Source organism: Spirosoma migulaei, from assembly GCF_054776855.1.
This window is the reverse complement of record NZ_BAAHBG010000010.1, coordinates 678,079-692,742: the sequence shown is the minus strand read 5'-3', so window position 1 is coordinate 692,742 and position 14,664 is coordinate 678,079. Positions and strand designations below refer to the sequence as shown.

Below are 14,664 nucleotides of genomic sequence, written 5' to 3'. Positions count from 1 at the left end.
GAATTAAAAATGGCCTGTACCGTTTCGTAGCAGGTTAGGTAAAGGCTTACTGTTTTCGGGTTTTAAAAATGCCCGCTTTCAGATCGTAGCCCGCCGATTGAGGCAGTAGATTTAGGTAATCTGGTGGCAACCCGTTGGTTTTTACCTCGCTCAACAGAATCGTGCCCGTTTTTTTGACTCCCTGCTCGATCTGGTTCGTTTCATTGGCCTCAATAGCGCCTTTGGAACCGTAAAAGCCCATGTAATGAGCATTCCCCGCGATGACCGAATTGCTGAACGTGTACTTAGGCGTTGTATCCGGGGCCCTGAGCCAGACGTATTCGCAATTGGTAACAACGTTGTTGCGAAACAGGAAGTCGGATTCGTATGGACCGAACCACACCGCAGCTTCGTAAGACCCGGAAATAATCGAGTTGGTCAGCGCGAAATCGGTAATCGACTTGAAAAGCAGGAGCGCATTTTTACACCCATAAAAAATAGTGTGATCGACATGGGTTCCGCCACCGTGTGCCCAAATCGCGCCCTGAATAGGCGAAGAATTCTTCTCGCCGATGAAATAACACTGGCTTACGCTGAGCCCCCGTAAGGTTTCGTCTTCCCGCGTAATGGGATAGTAATAACGTACGGCAGGATTGGCATTTCCGACAAACTTTAGCCCCTTAAAACTCACGTTGTTTTTGGCAACCAGAAACCCGATTGCATGCGCAAACTGCTTAGTGGAATTGTCGGCCGACACCGATTGAATAACAGGCATTTTCGTAGGTTGCCAATCGGGATCGTCGGGCATCGTAACGGCTTCCAGACTATACCGGACTGTATCTGCCGATGAACTACGGGTTTTGATTTCCAGCACCTGCCGAAGCACGTACAGGCCGGGGTAGATTTTAATCGTTACGGACTCTGTTCCTGTAAAGTCGCGGGCCAGGGCTACGGCTTTGTCTAAACTGGCAATTGGATCAGTAGCGGTGCCGTTGGCTTCATCTTTACCTCGTGTGGCATCGACATACAGGGTTTGGGCGCTTGCGGGCAGAAGGAAACTTACCCATAAACTAATGCTTAAAAAGAGTAACTTGCTCATGTTGTTTATCTGAATTTAACGATTCGTTCATAAACCTACTATCACCGCTTACTACCCTGCAAGTCAAGTGCCTGTCAAGATTTTTCAAGTTTTATCACATTGATTTACAATGGTTTCCGATTCGACCGATTTGCTCCGATGCAAGCAGCTTATTGAACGAAAACTCGACTGGGGAGCGAGCGAATCCTGGACAAGTGTCGATTTTGAGAACCTTCAGCAACGGATTCTGGACGAGACCGGCGTTTCATTGAGCGCCAGTACGCTACGGCGAATCTGGGGGCGGGTCGACTACCAGCATTTGCCCAGCACTACGACACTGAATACACTGGCTCAATTTGCGGGTTATGCCGATTGGCGAACATTTCTTAAGGCACAGTTGGTGGCCGATTTGCCACCAGAATCTGTTGAACATCTGCCTGTAAAACCAGCCAAATCAACCATCAATTGGGTAACGCTTAGCTGGATGGCGGGCCTTGTTGTCGTAATTGGCCTGATCGGACTTGTTGCGTTCGACCAAAAGTCAGCCCAACTGGATGTAAGCCAATACAGGTTTAGCAGCAAACCGCTAGTTCGAGGCCTTCCCAACTCGGTTATTTTTACTTATGATGCGTCGGCGTCGCCTACCGATTCGGTGTCTATTCAACAATCGTGGAACCCGCGCTTACGAACGTTGGTGGATAAAGACGGCAAAACGTACACATCCATTTATTATGAACCGGGGTATTATCGGGCGAAGTTGCTTGTTGGTAAGCAGATCGTTCAGGAGCATCCTCTACTGATTCCGACCGATGGCTGGCTTGGTACGATTGCCACGAAACCCGTACCCGTTTATCTGAAGCGGTCTGAGTTTATCGAATCAGCCAGGATGCAGTTGCCTGTTGCAACAATCCAGCAGAAAAACGTGGCTTTACAGCCTGAAGTCCCGCTGGTGAAATACTTCAATGTCGGTAATTTCGACCCCGTTCCCCTGACCGGTTTCGCGTTTAGCTGTGAGGTGAAAAACGAGTATGGCGAGGGTGCCGCTGCCTGCCAGCAAACCTGGATCGAACTGATAACGGACGACATGCCTGTTACGATACCCCTTTCAACCAAAGGCTGTGTATCGGAACTGACACTACTCGATGGTACGCGGATGGTTTCGGGTAAAAAGACCGATTTATCCCGGCTTGGGGTTGATTTTGCAAAATGGGTACACGTATCCTGCAAAAGCGACGGGCAACAACTCCACTATTACGTTAACGGTGAATTGGCCTACGAAGCGGCTCTTCCCAAAAAGAAGGTATCTATCGTAGGAATTGCCTACGGTTTTCGGGGTACGGGGGCTGTGAGGAGGGTTAATCTGCAAGCGAGTGGTAAAGAGGTGTTTCATGCTTTTTGATAAGGAAACTGCTTTTTTGTCATTCCGACCTTAGGAGGAATCTTAAGCTTGACTAATACAGAAGCTTGAGATTCCTCCTAAGGTCGGAATGACAAAAAAAGATCCCAATAGTCTCTACAAGTGGGAAGCTGAAAACAGAAAAGGCCCAGGCAAAACCAAAGAAATAAGGGCTCGCGGCCTTTTAATTACGTTTCCTAAATCCTGACGCTCAAGACCTTTTCAGATGAATAAATCACGTCGACAATTTCTCCAGAATTCTACCCAGTTAGCGGCCAGCGCGGGCTTGACTACGTTGCTCCCAAATGAAGTAATGGCGGCTTCACAACCTCGTTTGTTTTCCGCTGCCGATACCGTATCGGTTGGTTTGATTGGCTGTAACAGCATGGGCTGGGCCGATCTGACGTCGATGCTCAAGAATCCGGGCGTGCGTTGTATCGCCTTGTGCGATGTTGATCAGAATGTGCTCAACAAACGCGCGGCCGATCTGGCAAAACTGCCTTCGGTGATGGCGTCGGGGCAGAAAGCGACGCTCTATTCGGATTTCCGCCAGCTACTGGAGAATAAAGATATCGATGCCGTAATCGTCGGAACGCCCGATCACTGGCACTGTTTGCCTACGGTATATGCCTGTCAGGCGGGGAAAGATGTGTATGTCGAAAAGCCATTGGCCAATAGCATTGAAGAGTGCGATTTAATGATAGCAGCCGCCCGCAAGCACAAGCGAATCACCCAGGTAGGCCAATGGCAGCGGAGCGGTTTGCATTGGAAAGCCGCCCTCGATTATGTGCAGTCGGGCAAGATTGGTACCATTCGAACCGTGAAAACCTGGGCCTATATGCCCTATGGCAAAACGTTTCCGGTGGTTGCTAACAGCCCCGTTCCCGAAGGCGTCGACTACGATATGTGGCTCGGCCCCGCGCCAAAACGGCCCTTCAATCGGAATCGATTCCACGGTACATTTCGGTATTTTTGGGATTACGCCGGTGGCCTCATGACCGACTGGGGAGCTCATATGGTTGATATTGGCTTATGGGGCATGAAAGTATCCACGCCCAAGTCGGTTATGTCGATGGGTGGTCGATTTGCTTACCCGGATCAGGATGGCGAAACCCCCGATACCATGCAGGTGCTCTACGACTATGGGAATTTCACCCTGTCGTGGGATCACGCCATTGGTATTGGTCGCGGCCCCTACGACCGCGATCATGGCGTGGCGTTTATTGGTACCCTGGGCACCGTGGTCATTGATCGGAGCAAGTGGGAAGTACTGCCCGAAGTTGAAGGCGGAAAATACCTGACGCCCGCCATGCCAACGCAATACGGTGATGGCAAAGACCTCGACCGACATACGCTGAATTTCGTTGAATGTATCCGAAGTCGCCAGCAAACGAACTGCCCCGTTGAGGTAGGGCGAAACGTAGCGGTGAATGCTCAATTGGGGAATATGGCGCATCGATTGGGCCAAAAGTTATATTGGGACGATGCCAAAAGCACGGTCACCAGCGATCCGAAAGCCAATGAGTTGGTGAAAGCGCATTACCGCAGCCCGTGGAGCTTACCAGTAGTTTGAGAAATTGTACCCACGGGCTTATTGATTTGCATTAAATAACCGCCTACATAAAACTTGTCCTTTTTGGGCTTTCAAACCCCCAACCCCCTGAAGGGGGCTTTTCTCCCCAACGAACTAAGCCCCCTTCAGGGGGTTGGGGGTTTTGAAGACTAGCAAAACGGCGGTTAATTCCTTCAAATCAATTAGCCCGTGTTTTTACGAATCATTCACGGGCTAAAGCCCGTGTGTACATAAATACAGAACATGCAAAACACTTCAGGAAGACGAAAATTTGTTGTGAACCTCACCAAAGCGGTAGGCACCACTATGCTCATCAATACCCCTGGCCTGATTCAGGCTGAGCAACTCTGGGCGAATCAGGAGTCGATTACGGTTGGTCAGGTCATGGATTTGATCCTTAAAACGATCCCGAATGCGCCCTTCCCCAAAACAGTCGATACATTGAAATCGGGCAATGCCTCGCAGAACGTGACGGGCATCGTATCGACGATGTTTGCGACCATCGAGGTGATTGAAAAAACGATTGCTGCGGGGGCGAACTTCATCATTGCCCACGAGCCAACGTTTTACAACCATTTGGATGAGACCGATTGGATACAAAATGACCCCGTCTTTCGCCACAAACAGGATTTGCTGACGAAAAACGGCATTGCCCTCTGGCGGTTTCACGATTACTGGCATTCGCACCGCCCCGACGGCATTCAGACCGGTATGTTAACGGCTTTAGGTTGGGAGAAATATGCCGATGCGCAGGACGCTCATATCATTACCTTACCCGATACCCCGCTGAAGCAACTCATCATTCATGTAAAAGGGAAACTGGGTATCAAACAGGTGCGGGTCGTTGGCGATGTGACGCAACGTTGTCAGCGCGTTCTGCTCATGCCGGGTGCTGCGGGTGGCCGAAGTCAGATAGCGGCCATCGAAAAAGTAAAACCAGATGTGATTTTCTGTGGAGAATCCAGCGAATGGGAAACGCCGGAATATGTTCGGGATGCCAGACGGCAGGGGCAGAACGTATCGCTGGTTATCATGGGCCACATCATGAGTGAAGCTGCCGGTATGGAATGGCTCGTGCCCTGGCTGAAGCCGAAACTGCCGGGATTGAAAATTACGTATATTCCATCGGGTAATGCATTTACGTACGAGTGATAGGTATTTCTCTTGTTTGTGATTCTATGACAGGCTTGTCACGAGCGGCAAGTCTGTCATAGAAGGGTATTGTCTTTACAATGAACCCGAACCAATTACTGAACAGAAGCTTTTTGTTCTTCGTTCCCTATTATCTACGTCCTGTAGACATCATGATCAGGCATCAAATCCAGCTATATTCCCTGCAAAATAAGCGGGACGTAGATGGGGAATTTTGAGGCTATTGCCAGATCAATACTTTTTGTAACTAAAGTATTGATTAAAAATAATTAGTAGCATACGATTACTATTAGGTTGGGTACGCGTCTAATGGCCGACGAGAATCTTTATTCTTGCCGACCACCCTTGTACGCTACTCTATGTCCTTGACTTCTACTCCAGGCCGTTACCTTTCCATTTCTTTTCTCTGTCTGGTCGGCTTCTTCATGCTAGCGCTGGCTAGTGCCTCCCAAGCCCAGAATAAACTGTATATGAACCCGGTCAAATACACGGATCGGCGGGTATACACGTATAACCATATCTGTACTAATCAGAGCCAGGTTCATTTTACCTTGAATGGACAACCTTTGTCGCCTTATCAGGTCTTCTGGTTTTCCAGTGGCCTATGCTTTATTGAATTTAATTTTGGCACCCTCAAGCCAGGTGATGTGCTGGCTGTCAGTGATGATTGTGGTAGTACGGCCTTTTCGCAAACCGTTACCGATGATTACGTCTATGTAGAGGTGCCCGTTGGCCAGAGCCACGCCAGCAATGGTATTCCCCCCGGCGACGAAACAGCTCCTTACAGCCGACTGAGTACACCATTGGCCGTGGGGCGCTGCGAGCCGATTCCTGTTGGCGCTCATGGCCTGCATACCTATGGCCTGTTCGCGTCTACTATTCATGATGGCGTTACGACCCAAATCGGTACGTTTCTTATCAATGGAGCCCCATTAACGGCTGCCGGGCATATCATTACCAATATCGGCAAACAAACGCCTGTGAAATACACCATTGGGGCCAATGGAAGTCTGGCTTACGATGGGCCTGTTAAGTTTACCTCCCAAAAATTCTATTCGGGCCAGACGCCACTCACCCTGGAGTATCGTCATAATGGGGCCATCATCGACGGAGATCTTGATCTCAGTATTGGGGCTATGACCTTCCGTTACATCAAAAATACGGGTTTTACTATTCAGAAAGCCACCTATACCAGTGGAGTGAGCGAGAAAAATTTTACGGGCGACTATAGTCACTCGGTTTTTAAACTAACATATGACGGGCATTACTTTCGGGCGTATGTCGATAATGTGCTGGTCGATGAACTGGAACGCTTTGTTGTATTTGATGCCCAGGGAGGAAGCCTATCAAATACAGGTGTTTTACCCTATGGGTCGTCCGTCACGTTTTCGCCTACTCAGGCGGGAGCTGGGTGGATAGGGGTATTGGTCGATGGGGTCCTGTATACTCGCCAGCAACTTAACATCGCCGATGATCTGACACTAAATCCGACCGTTATTAATGCCAGTTGCAGTGGCTCGCCTACCGGCCAGATCAGCCTGGCGGCCACGGGCGGCAAAGCCCCCTTCCAATATAATCTGAATGGGGGGGCGTACTCCGCCAGCAATACCTTTACGGGCTTAGCTTCCACAACGTATACCGTTGGCGTGCGCGATGCCTCCGGGTGTACCGCTACTCGTACGGTGACGGTGAGCCAGCCTCCTACATTGGGACTGACGGTTGCCAGCAAGACCGATGTTAGCTGTAGCGGTAATACCGATGGAGCCATTACTCTGAGCCCTTCGGGCGGAACAGGCCCGTTTCAATACAGCCGAAACGGCACGACCTATGGAGCATCGGCCAGCTTTACAGGCTTATCGGCAGGGGTCTACACATGTACGGTAAAAGATGTGAGTGGCTGTACTGCTTCGTTAAGTACGACCCTTACTACGCAAAGCACGTTAGTACTTAGTCTCGCGTCCAAGCAGAATATTGCCTGTTTTGGCGGGAATACGGGAGCCATTAGCGTGATGACAACGGGTACGTCGGTGGGCGCTGTGCAGTACTCAATTAATTCTGGAGCCTTGCAGGCAGGCGCTCAGTTTAGCGGCTTAACCGCTGGTACCTACACACTAACCGCTCAGGATAATTTGTGTAGTGTTACCCTGCCAGTCAGCTTAAGTCAGCCGCCCGTTTTAGGTGCTACAGCGACCATTACGCAGACCATTCATTGTTACGGCGGCAATGATGGCGTGGTAACCGTAAGTGGAAGTGGTGGTGTGACTGCCTATCAGTTTTCGGCGGATGGGGGTTCGTATCAGGCAGCTGCCAATTTTTCGGGACTAAGTCGGGGAAACTATAAGTATTGGGTCAAAGATGCCAATGGCTGTGTAGCAACAACGAGTATCCTAACCCTTGACGAACCCACCGCCCTGCAACTGGCCGTGACGGATCGAAAAGACGCCCTTTGTTTTGGCGGTGCCAACGGCACGCTGACCGTGGCTGCATCGGGTGGAAACTCGCCGTATACGTATGCACGAACTGGTACCGGCTTTGGCGCATCGGGGCAGTTTACGGGTTTAGTGGCAACAAGTTACACCCTGCAAGCAAAGGACGCGAATGGCTGTCTGGCCTCTACGTCGGCAACCATTGGACAACCCGCCGTTTTGCAGGGTGGCCTGAGCAACCTACAGGCGGTGGCTTGCTCAGGAGGAACTGATGGGGTGCTTTCGCTCAGTGCAACGGGTGGTACCAGTCCCTACAGTTTCGCCCGGGATGGGAATACCTTTGGGTCGGGAAATACCTTTGGTAGCCTCTCCGAAGGGACCTATACGCTAACAATTCGGGATGCCAACAACTGCCAGGTAACAGTTCCCGCCACCATTGGTTACCAGAGTCGGCTATTGCTGAGCATTGCTACCCTAAAGCCCGTGGGTTGCTTTGGCGAGTCGACCGGTAGTATCATTGCATCGGCTACCGGCTCAACAACTGTGGGCACCTTGCTGTACTCGGTAGATGGAACCAATTACCAGCCAGCTACCCAATTTACTGGCTTAGCGGTTGGCAATTATACGCTACACCTGAAAGACAATCTCTGCCAGGTTAGTCAGGCATTTGTGGTAACGCAGCCTACGGCATTAGCCGCCAGTGCCTCGGTCATTCAGGCGGTGGCCTGCTGGGGTGGGAGTTCGGGCCTAAATCGGGTGTCAGCCTCTGGCGGCACCACGCCCTATCAGTATTCGGCGAATGGTACGGCTTACCAGACGTCGACGGATTTTGGGAATCTGTCGGTGAACAGCTATAGTTACTGGGTTAAAGATGCCAACGGATGTACCCTGACAACGTCGCCCGTGTCGGTCACCCAGCCTACATTACTCCAGTTGGGGGTGAGCACCCGGAGCGATGTACGCTGTTTTGATGGTGCCGATGGCGCGGTGAGTCTGACGGCCACCGGCGGATCGCCCGGCTACAGCTTTGCGCTTCCAACGGCTTCCTATCAGAGTTCATCTCAGTTTACAGGCCTTCGGGCAAATGCCTATACCGCTCGTGTCCAGGATACCCACGGGTGTGTCACGAGTCTGTCAATCGTGGTAGGCCAACCCCAGGCTCCCTTTACGCTGGCGGTTACGAACCGAAAAACACTCACCTGTTACCAGGACAATGGCGGGCAATTCAGCGTAGCGGGAAGTGGAGGTACGGCACCGTACCAATATGCGATTAACAATGGTACGCTTAGCCCCGTCAGCACGTTTACGAGTCTGGCTGCGGGCACCTACCTGCTATCGGGCAAAGATGCGCAGGGCTGTACGGCTCAACTCACGGGTCAGACCTTGACGCAGCCCGATGAGATCGTACTGTCCCTTCTACGAAAAGTAGATGTCGATTGCGAATACTACACACGGGGCGAAATTCAGCTTAGTGCCGTTGGGGGAAATGGATCGTATATCTTCTCGATGAACGGTCAGGACCGACAGGGAAAGTCGATTACAGCATCCCCAACGGCCAATGGCGTTTTTAAAGCCCTGGCCGCGGGTAACTACCTGATCACCGCCCGCGACGGGGCCGGTTGCACAGGCGACTATACCGTTGCCATCAGCCCCCGTAACTCCGCCATTCGGTTTAGCGTACAAGCGCAACCACCCGCATCCTGCCAGCAGGCAACCGGACAACTCGTTGTTGAAAATGTTGTGGGCGGACGGCCACCCTACAGCTATGGCATCAGTACCCAGACTTCGTTAGCCAGCAATCCCCGGTTTGAGAATCTGGCGGGTGGGAGCTATTTAATTACCGTTGCCGATAGCCTCTGCTTATACACCCAACCCATTAGTTTAACATTGACCAATAGCCTCAGAGCCGATTATACCCTGACACCCCGCGATTGCCGTACGCCCAATGCGGACCTTCAATTGACCAACATTCAGGGTGGTTCCGGTTCGTATCAGGTATCGCTTAACAACGGTCCGTTAGCGACGAACCGCTCGTTTACGAACCTGACACCGGGCATTTACTCCCTCCGTTTGGAGGATGTTCCGGCCAGCTGCCCAACCGTACTGAGCCTGGAAGTGCTCCCCCAAAACGGGGCTGGTCTTCGACTGACCAATCGGCAGGCGGTTCGTTGCTGGCAGGGCCGCGATGGGGTTCTCACCGTTACTGCCGAAGCTACCACAGGGCCGTTCCGCTACGCCATCGATGGTGGTAGTTTTCAGGACAATCCTCAATTTGGGGGTCTGGTTGCCGGGCAGCACAAGATCGTGGTGCTGAACCGACTGGGTTGTTTAGATAGCATGCGGGTGTTGATTACACAGCCCCCTCACCTGGATCTGGCCGTTACGACCAAAGACAACGACTGCTTTGGCGACCAGACCGGTGCGGTAACTACAGCGGCCAGTGGGGGTGTCAGCCCCTATACCTACTCGACCGACGGCACGAACTACGTGTCCAATACGACTCTGGGCAGTTTACGAGCGGGTGGCTATTCAGTGCGGGTTCGGGACGCGAATGGCTGCGTGACAACCCAGGCGGCTACCCTACAACAACCTACGTTATTGACCCTTCAGCCGCTCTATGCCGATACAGTTCGTTGTTTCAGCGAAACCAATGGGCGGGTTCAATTGGTAGCGGGTGGCGGCACGCCGAGTTATAAGTACTCGATCGACAGCCTGAGTTATGCGGGCGATAGTCAGTTTGGTGGATTACGGGCGGGGACTTACCAATTCTGGGTTCAGGATGGACACCAATGCCGTACCAAAGCCAGTCTAACCCTAACTGAACCTACTAAGTTACAGATCAAGCTACTCGGCCAGCTGGACCCGCTCTGTTATGGCGATTCGAGCGGGAAAGCCCAGGTATTGGCCAGTGGGGGCAATGGTGGGTATCAATACACCACCAACAACGGGCTGGCTCAGTCGAGTGGTGCCTTTACGGGACTCACGCAGGCCAGTTACGGTTTTCGGGTGGTCGATCGGCGAGGGTGTACGGATACCACGGCCTCCCGAATTCGGCTTGTCTGGCCAGCGCCCATTACGTCCAGCTTCGTGACCAAGCAACCTCGTTGCTTTGGCGAAGCCAATGGTGAAGTTACGGTGAGCCTACAGGGTGGCACGTCCCCTTACCAAACTACGGGTCCCGGAAATCCGACCACATCGCCCGTTTTTGCCTTTGTTGGCTTAACCGCAGGTTTTTATGCGCTCCCCTTTACCGACAGTCACGGCTGCCGCCATCAGGTGTCACTGACGCTTGAACAACCCACGGCCCTATCGGTCCAGACGACCATCAAACCCAATGACTGCTTTGGCGATCAGACCGGGGCCATTACGATAGTTGGTCAGGGGGCAACCTCGCCCTATCGATACGCGATTAGCGGTACAGCACCGGGCGATACGAGCTTACAGGCAAGTGGGCAGTTTGGCAAACTCCGGTCGACTACCTATTCGATCCGGGTCGTTGACGCCCACGGTTGTCAGCTCATTCAGCCAACACTGGTTCCCCAGCCCACGGCAGTCACCTTGCAGGCTATCTACGCTGATACGGTTCGTTGTTTCGGCGAAACAAATGGGCGGGTTCAGCTCCTGGCTGGTGGTGGGGTGTCAGGTTATCGGTACGCCATCGATACCACACGTTATTTTGCCGATCCTATGTTTGGTGACCTGAAAGCGGGCACGTATACCTTCTGGGTCAAGGACCAGAATGGCTGTCGACAGTCGACCTCGCTACCCGTGACCGAACCCGCCAGGATGCGCCTGAGCCTAACCGACCGGATCGATCCACTCTGTGCAGGCGATCAGAACGGGATTATCAACGTAGCGGCTAGTGGGGGCAACAGCGGCTATACCTACTGGTTGGATAACCGACTCTCGCAGAAGGTTGGCCGCTTTGACGGGCTCCCCCAGGCCGAATACACCCTGAAAGCCATTGACCGGCGTGGCTGCGAAGATACCATCCGGCGGGTGGTACTGACCTGGCCCAAGCCGCTGGCGGCAGCGATCCAAACCCAAACGCCCCGCTGCTTCGGCGATGCCAACGGGTCTGTTGGGATTCAGTTGACGGGTGGAGTGGGTATCTATTCAGGTACGTTATCGGGAACAACAGCCCCCGTTACCGGCAAGGATTCGTTGCGGTACGCGAATCTGTCGGCGGGTCGCTATGAGGTCGCCATTACGGATCAAAATGGGTGTGCACTTCGCCTGCCGGTGGTGATTCCGATACCCGATAAACTGCTGCCGATTCAACTGGGCGATTCGGCCGTGGTCTGCAAAGGGCAAACCGTTACGCTGGATAGTAAAAATCCCGGCCAGCAAGTAGCCTGGTCCCTAAACGGACAGCCGATCAGTACCAAATCGGTTATTACGGCTGTCGATCCGGGACTCTATGGCGTATCAGTCAAGAACGCAACGGGGTGCCAGACAACGGGCCAATTTAAGCTGGTTAATTCCAACAAAGCACTCAACGCCGATTTCCTGATGGCCGTACAAGCCTTTGTGGGCGATACCGTATACGCCCTGAACGTATCGAGTCCATCCGCCGATTTTGTCGATTGGACCTTCCCCACGGAAGCGTATCTGGTCGAACGAAATGCCAGCCGGGCAGGCTTTGTGGTGGTTACGCCGGGGACATACACGATTAAGATGCTGGCCATGAAAGAGGACTGTCAGAACAACAAACAGCGCGACATCCAGATCTTCGACCGGAAAGATATCGGACAAACCGACCCCCAATTAGGCTATCAGGATCAGATCAACTTCAGTAAGGTAACGGTCTATCCGAACCCCAACTACGGCAAGTTCAAACTCCAGATTGATCTGAGTCAGATTAGTGATGTCGAGGTGACCATGACCCGCTCGTTAAATTCGGCTCTGGTCTATAAGACCGAAGCGAAAGGGCAAATGGCCTACACCTTCGATATCAGCCTGACCGCTTTTGTGCAGGATATATACGTGCTCGTGATCCGTGCAGGTAAGTCAATCTACAAGCAAAAAGTGCTGATTATGAACTAATTGAAATGGATAATGAATAATGGGCAATGGATAATGAGGGCCCTTCACCTGCTGATTTCTGAAAGCAGACTCTCGGGGCTACCCGCTCGGTTCATCATACATTATTCATCATACATTATCCATTGCCTTCGGCCTTTTACCCACCGTTTCCAATGATTCGTTCCAGTTGTATTTGTTTAGGGCTGCTGAGCCTAAGTTTTCAGGGTTCAGCGCAGGCGGTCGATTCGCTGGTTAACCAGTTGACCAAAAATCCGATGGGTAACCTGAAAAAGTTGGTGCCGAAGCCTAGCATCGGGCTGTCGGGTATGATTACGGGGAATCACCTGTACTACCATGCTTCTGGCATTCCCGATCGGAATGTGCCCCTCAATATTCTCTATACGGGTAATCTGACGGCCGATCTGTTCGGCAAGATCAAGATGCCCATCTCGTTTAGTTTCTCCAATCAGGCCCTCAACAGTAGTGGGGTCAACGTGGGCAATCCGCTTGCTCAATTTGGGGCTAATCCGTTTCGGCAGCCCTTCAACCGGCTTCAACTGCGACCCACCTACAAGGGCTTCACGGCCCAACTGGGCACCTGTGCCATGCAGTTCTCACCCTACACCCTGGCCGGGCGTCGCTACGATGGCATTGGGCTGACCTATAAATCGGCCAGTTCACTCTTCTTTGCGGGCTTCATGCTGGGCAACCTCCAACGCGCTATTCAGGTCGATACCACGTCGCAGGTTCGCAATAACTACCCATCCTACAAGCAGCAGGGGCTGGGGATTCAACTGGGCTATCGAAAACAGGAGGACGCCATCGAACTAATTTATTTCACGGCCTCCGACCGCACCGGTTCCCTGCCTTACTCGCTGGATGAATACAATAGTCTGCCCCAACAGAACGCCGTTGTGTCGCTGAAAGGCAGTAAGGCGATCTACAAACAATTCCTGGTCTCGACCGAACTGGCCGTCTCGGGCATCACCAACGATAGCCGGGCCACCCCCGAAGGAGCTACCCGAAATCTGTTCACCACCTTTGGCGGCACCTTTACGCCCCGGGCCTCGACCGACTACCGGAAAGCGTTCCGGCTGGAGGTTCAGTATCGGACCAAGACCCTGCAGACGGGCCTGCTCTACAGCCGGGTCGACCCCAACTACCGAACTCTGGGGGCGTATTACTTCGTCAACGATCTGGAAACCGTGGAGGGCAAGCTGGCCACCCAGTTGCTACAGGGACGCCTGACCCTGAGTGGCCAGGCGGGTGTGCAGCAGGATAACGTGCTGAAGCAGAAACTCAAAACCAACCGGCGGCTGGTGGGTAGTTTGAACCTGACCTACCTGCCCACCGATAAACTGAACCTGTTGCTGAGCTACTCCAACTTTAGCAGCTACTCTAACCTTCGCTCTACCTACGATTACCTCCGGCAGGTAACCCCCTACAACGCCCTGGATACGCTCAACTTCCGCCAGATCAACCAGAACCTGATGGGGATGGGCACCCTGACACTGCCCGCTTCCTCGCCCGATATTAACCAGTCCATTACCCTCAACGGGCTGCTGCAGCGGGGCAACGACAGCCAGGGAAGTGTGCAGACAAGCAGCAACCTGACCAACCTCAGCCTGGACTACACCTACCAGCACAACCGCCGGAAACTACTGCTGACAACGGGATTCAATTTCAGCCATAGTGACTTCAGCAACCTGCCCAGCCGCCAGTGGGGTCCCTCGCTGAGCCTGAGTAAAACGCTCAGTACTCACTGGAAAACCAGTCTGAGCGGGTTGTATACCTGGGGCCGGACGTCCGGTAGTTCAGCCACTCAGGAATCATTAGATACCCAGGAGCAAAGCCTGAATGCCCGCTGGAGCCTGTCGGGGCAATTGATGCCCCAGCTAAGCCTGACGAGTAGCCTGATTTACCTGAGCCGCCAGGCCACCGGCACCGACCGCTATCTGCCCAACTTCAGCGAGTTGACAGCCACCCTGGGGCTGTCGTATCAATTTAGCCTGCGCAAGCAATAACCACCCACCTT

The 14,664-nt window shown here is 52.8% G+C and carries 6 protein-coding genes; 5 read left to right on the top strand and 1 reads right to left on the bottom strand.

The genetic code is table 11. The annotated features are described in order from the left end of the window. Positions 1–46 precede the first annotated feature (46 nt). Complete coding sequence (locus tag ACYVGO_RS13395) at positions 47–1,078, bottom strand: hypothetical protein (RefSeq protein ID WP_460969688.1); 1,032 nt, start codon at positions 1,076–1,078, stop codon at positions 47–49. Between the two features lie 109 nt (positions 1,079–1,187). On the opposite strand from ACYVGO_RS13395, the gene ACYVGO_RS13390 reads away from it, so the two are divergent. The 5 genes from ACYVGO_RS13390 to ACYVGO_RS13370 all read left to right on the top strand — a co-directional run bounded on the left by ACYVGO_RS13390 (position 1,188) and on the right by ACYVGO_RS13370 (position 14,653). Then, a complete protein-coding gene (locus tag ACYVGO_RS13390) occupies positions 1,188–2,456 on the top strand; it encodes a hypothetical protein (RefSeq protein ID WP_460969687.1) in 1,269 nt (422 codons plus the stop codon). Between the two features lie 223 nt (positions 2,457–2,679). Beyond that, on the top strand, positions 2,680–4,026 hold the full coding sequence (locus ACYVGO_RS13385) for a Gfo/Idh/MocA family protein (protein WP_460969686.1): 1,347 nt from the start codon (positions 2,680–2,682) through the stop codon (positions 4,024–4,026). Between the two features lie 243 nt (positions 4,027–4,269). After that, positions 4,270–5,178: a Nif3-like dinuclear metal center hexameric protein gene (locus ACYVGO_RS13380; RefSeq protein ID WP_460969685.1), complete on the top strand. Its 909-nt coding sequence runs from the start codon at positions 4,270–4,272 to the stop codon at positions 5,176–5,178. A 359-nt stretch (positions 5,179–5,537) separates the two neighbouring features. Continuing rightward, positions 5,538–12,650: a hypothetical protein gene (locus ACYVGO_RS13375; RefSeq protein ID WP_460969684.1), complete on the top strand. Its 7,113-nt coding sequence runs from the start codon at positions 5,538–5,540 to the stop codon at positions 12,648–12,650. A gap of 152 nt (positions 12,651–12,802) precedes the next feature. Then, positions 12,803–14,653, top strand: a complete 1,851-nt coding sequence (locus ACYVGO_RS13370) for a TonB-dependent receptor (RefSeq protein WP_460969683.1) — start codon at positions 12,803–12,805, stop codon at positions 14,651–14,653. The last annotated feature ends 11 nt before the right edge of the window (positions 14,654–14,664 follow it).

What these genes read in the sequence shown, in the direction of transcription:
- ACYVGO_RS13395 (WP_460969688.1), bottom strand. Translation starts at nt 1,078, where the DNA reads ATGAGCAAGTTACTCTTTTTAAGCATTAGTTTATGGGTAAGTTTCCTT.
- ACYVGO_RS13390 (WP_460969687.1), top strand. Translation starts at nt 1,188, where the DNA reads ATGGTTTCCGATTCGACCGATTTGCTCCGATGCAAGCAGCTTATTGAA.
- ACYVGO_RS13385 (WP_460969686.1), top strand. Translation starts at nt 2,680, where the DNA reads ATGAATAAATCACGTCGACAATTTCTCCAGAATTCTACCCAGTTAGCG.
- ACYVGO_RS13380 (WP_460969685.1), top strand. Translation starts at nt 4,270, where the DNA reads ATGCAAAACACTTCAGGAAGACGAAAATTTGTTGTGAACCTCACCAAA.
- ACYVGO_RS13375 (WP_460969684.1), top strand. Translation starts at nt 5,538, where the DNA reads ATGTCCTTGACTTCTACTCCAGGCCGTTACCTTTCCATTTCTTTTCTC.
- ACYVGO_RS13370 (WP_460969683.1), top strand. Translation starts at nt 12,803, where the DNA reads ATGATTCGTTCCAGTTGTATTTGTTTAGGGCTGCTGAGCCTAAGTTTT.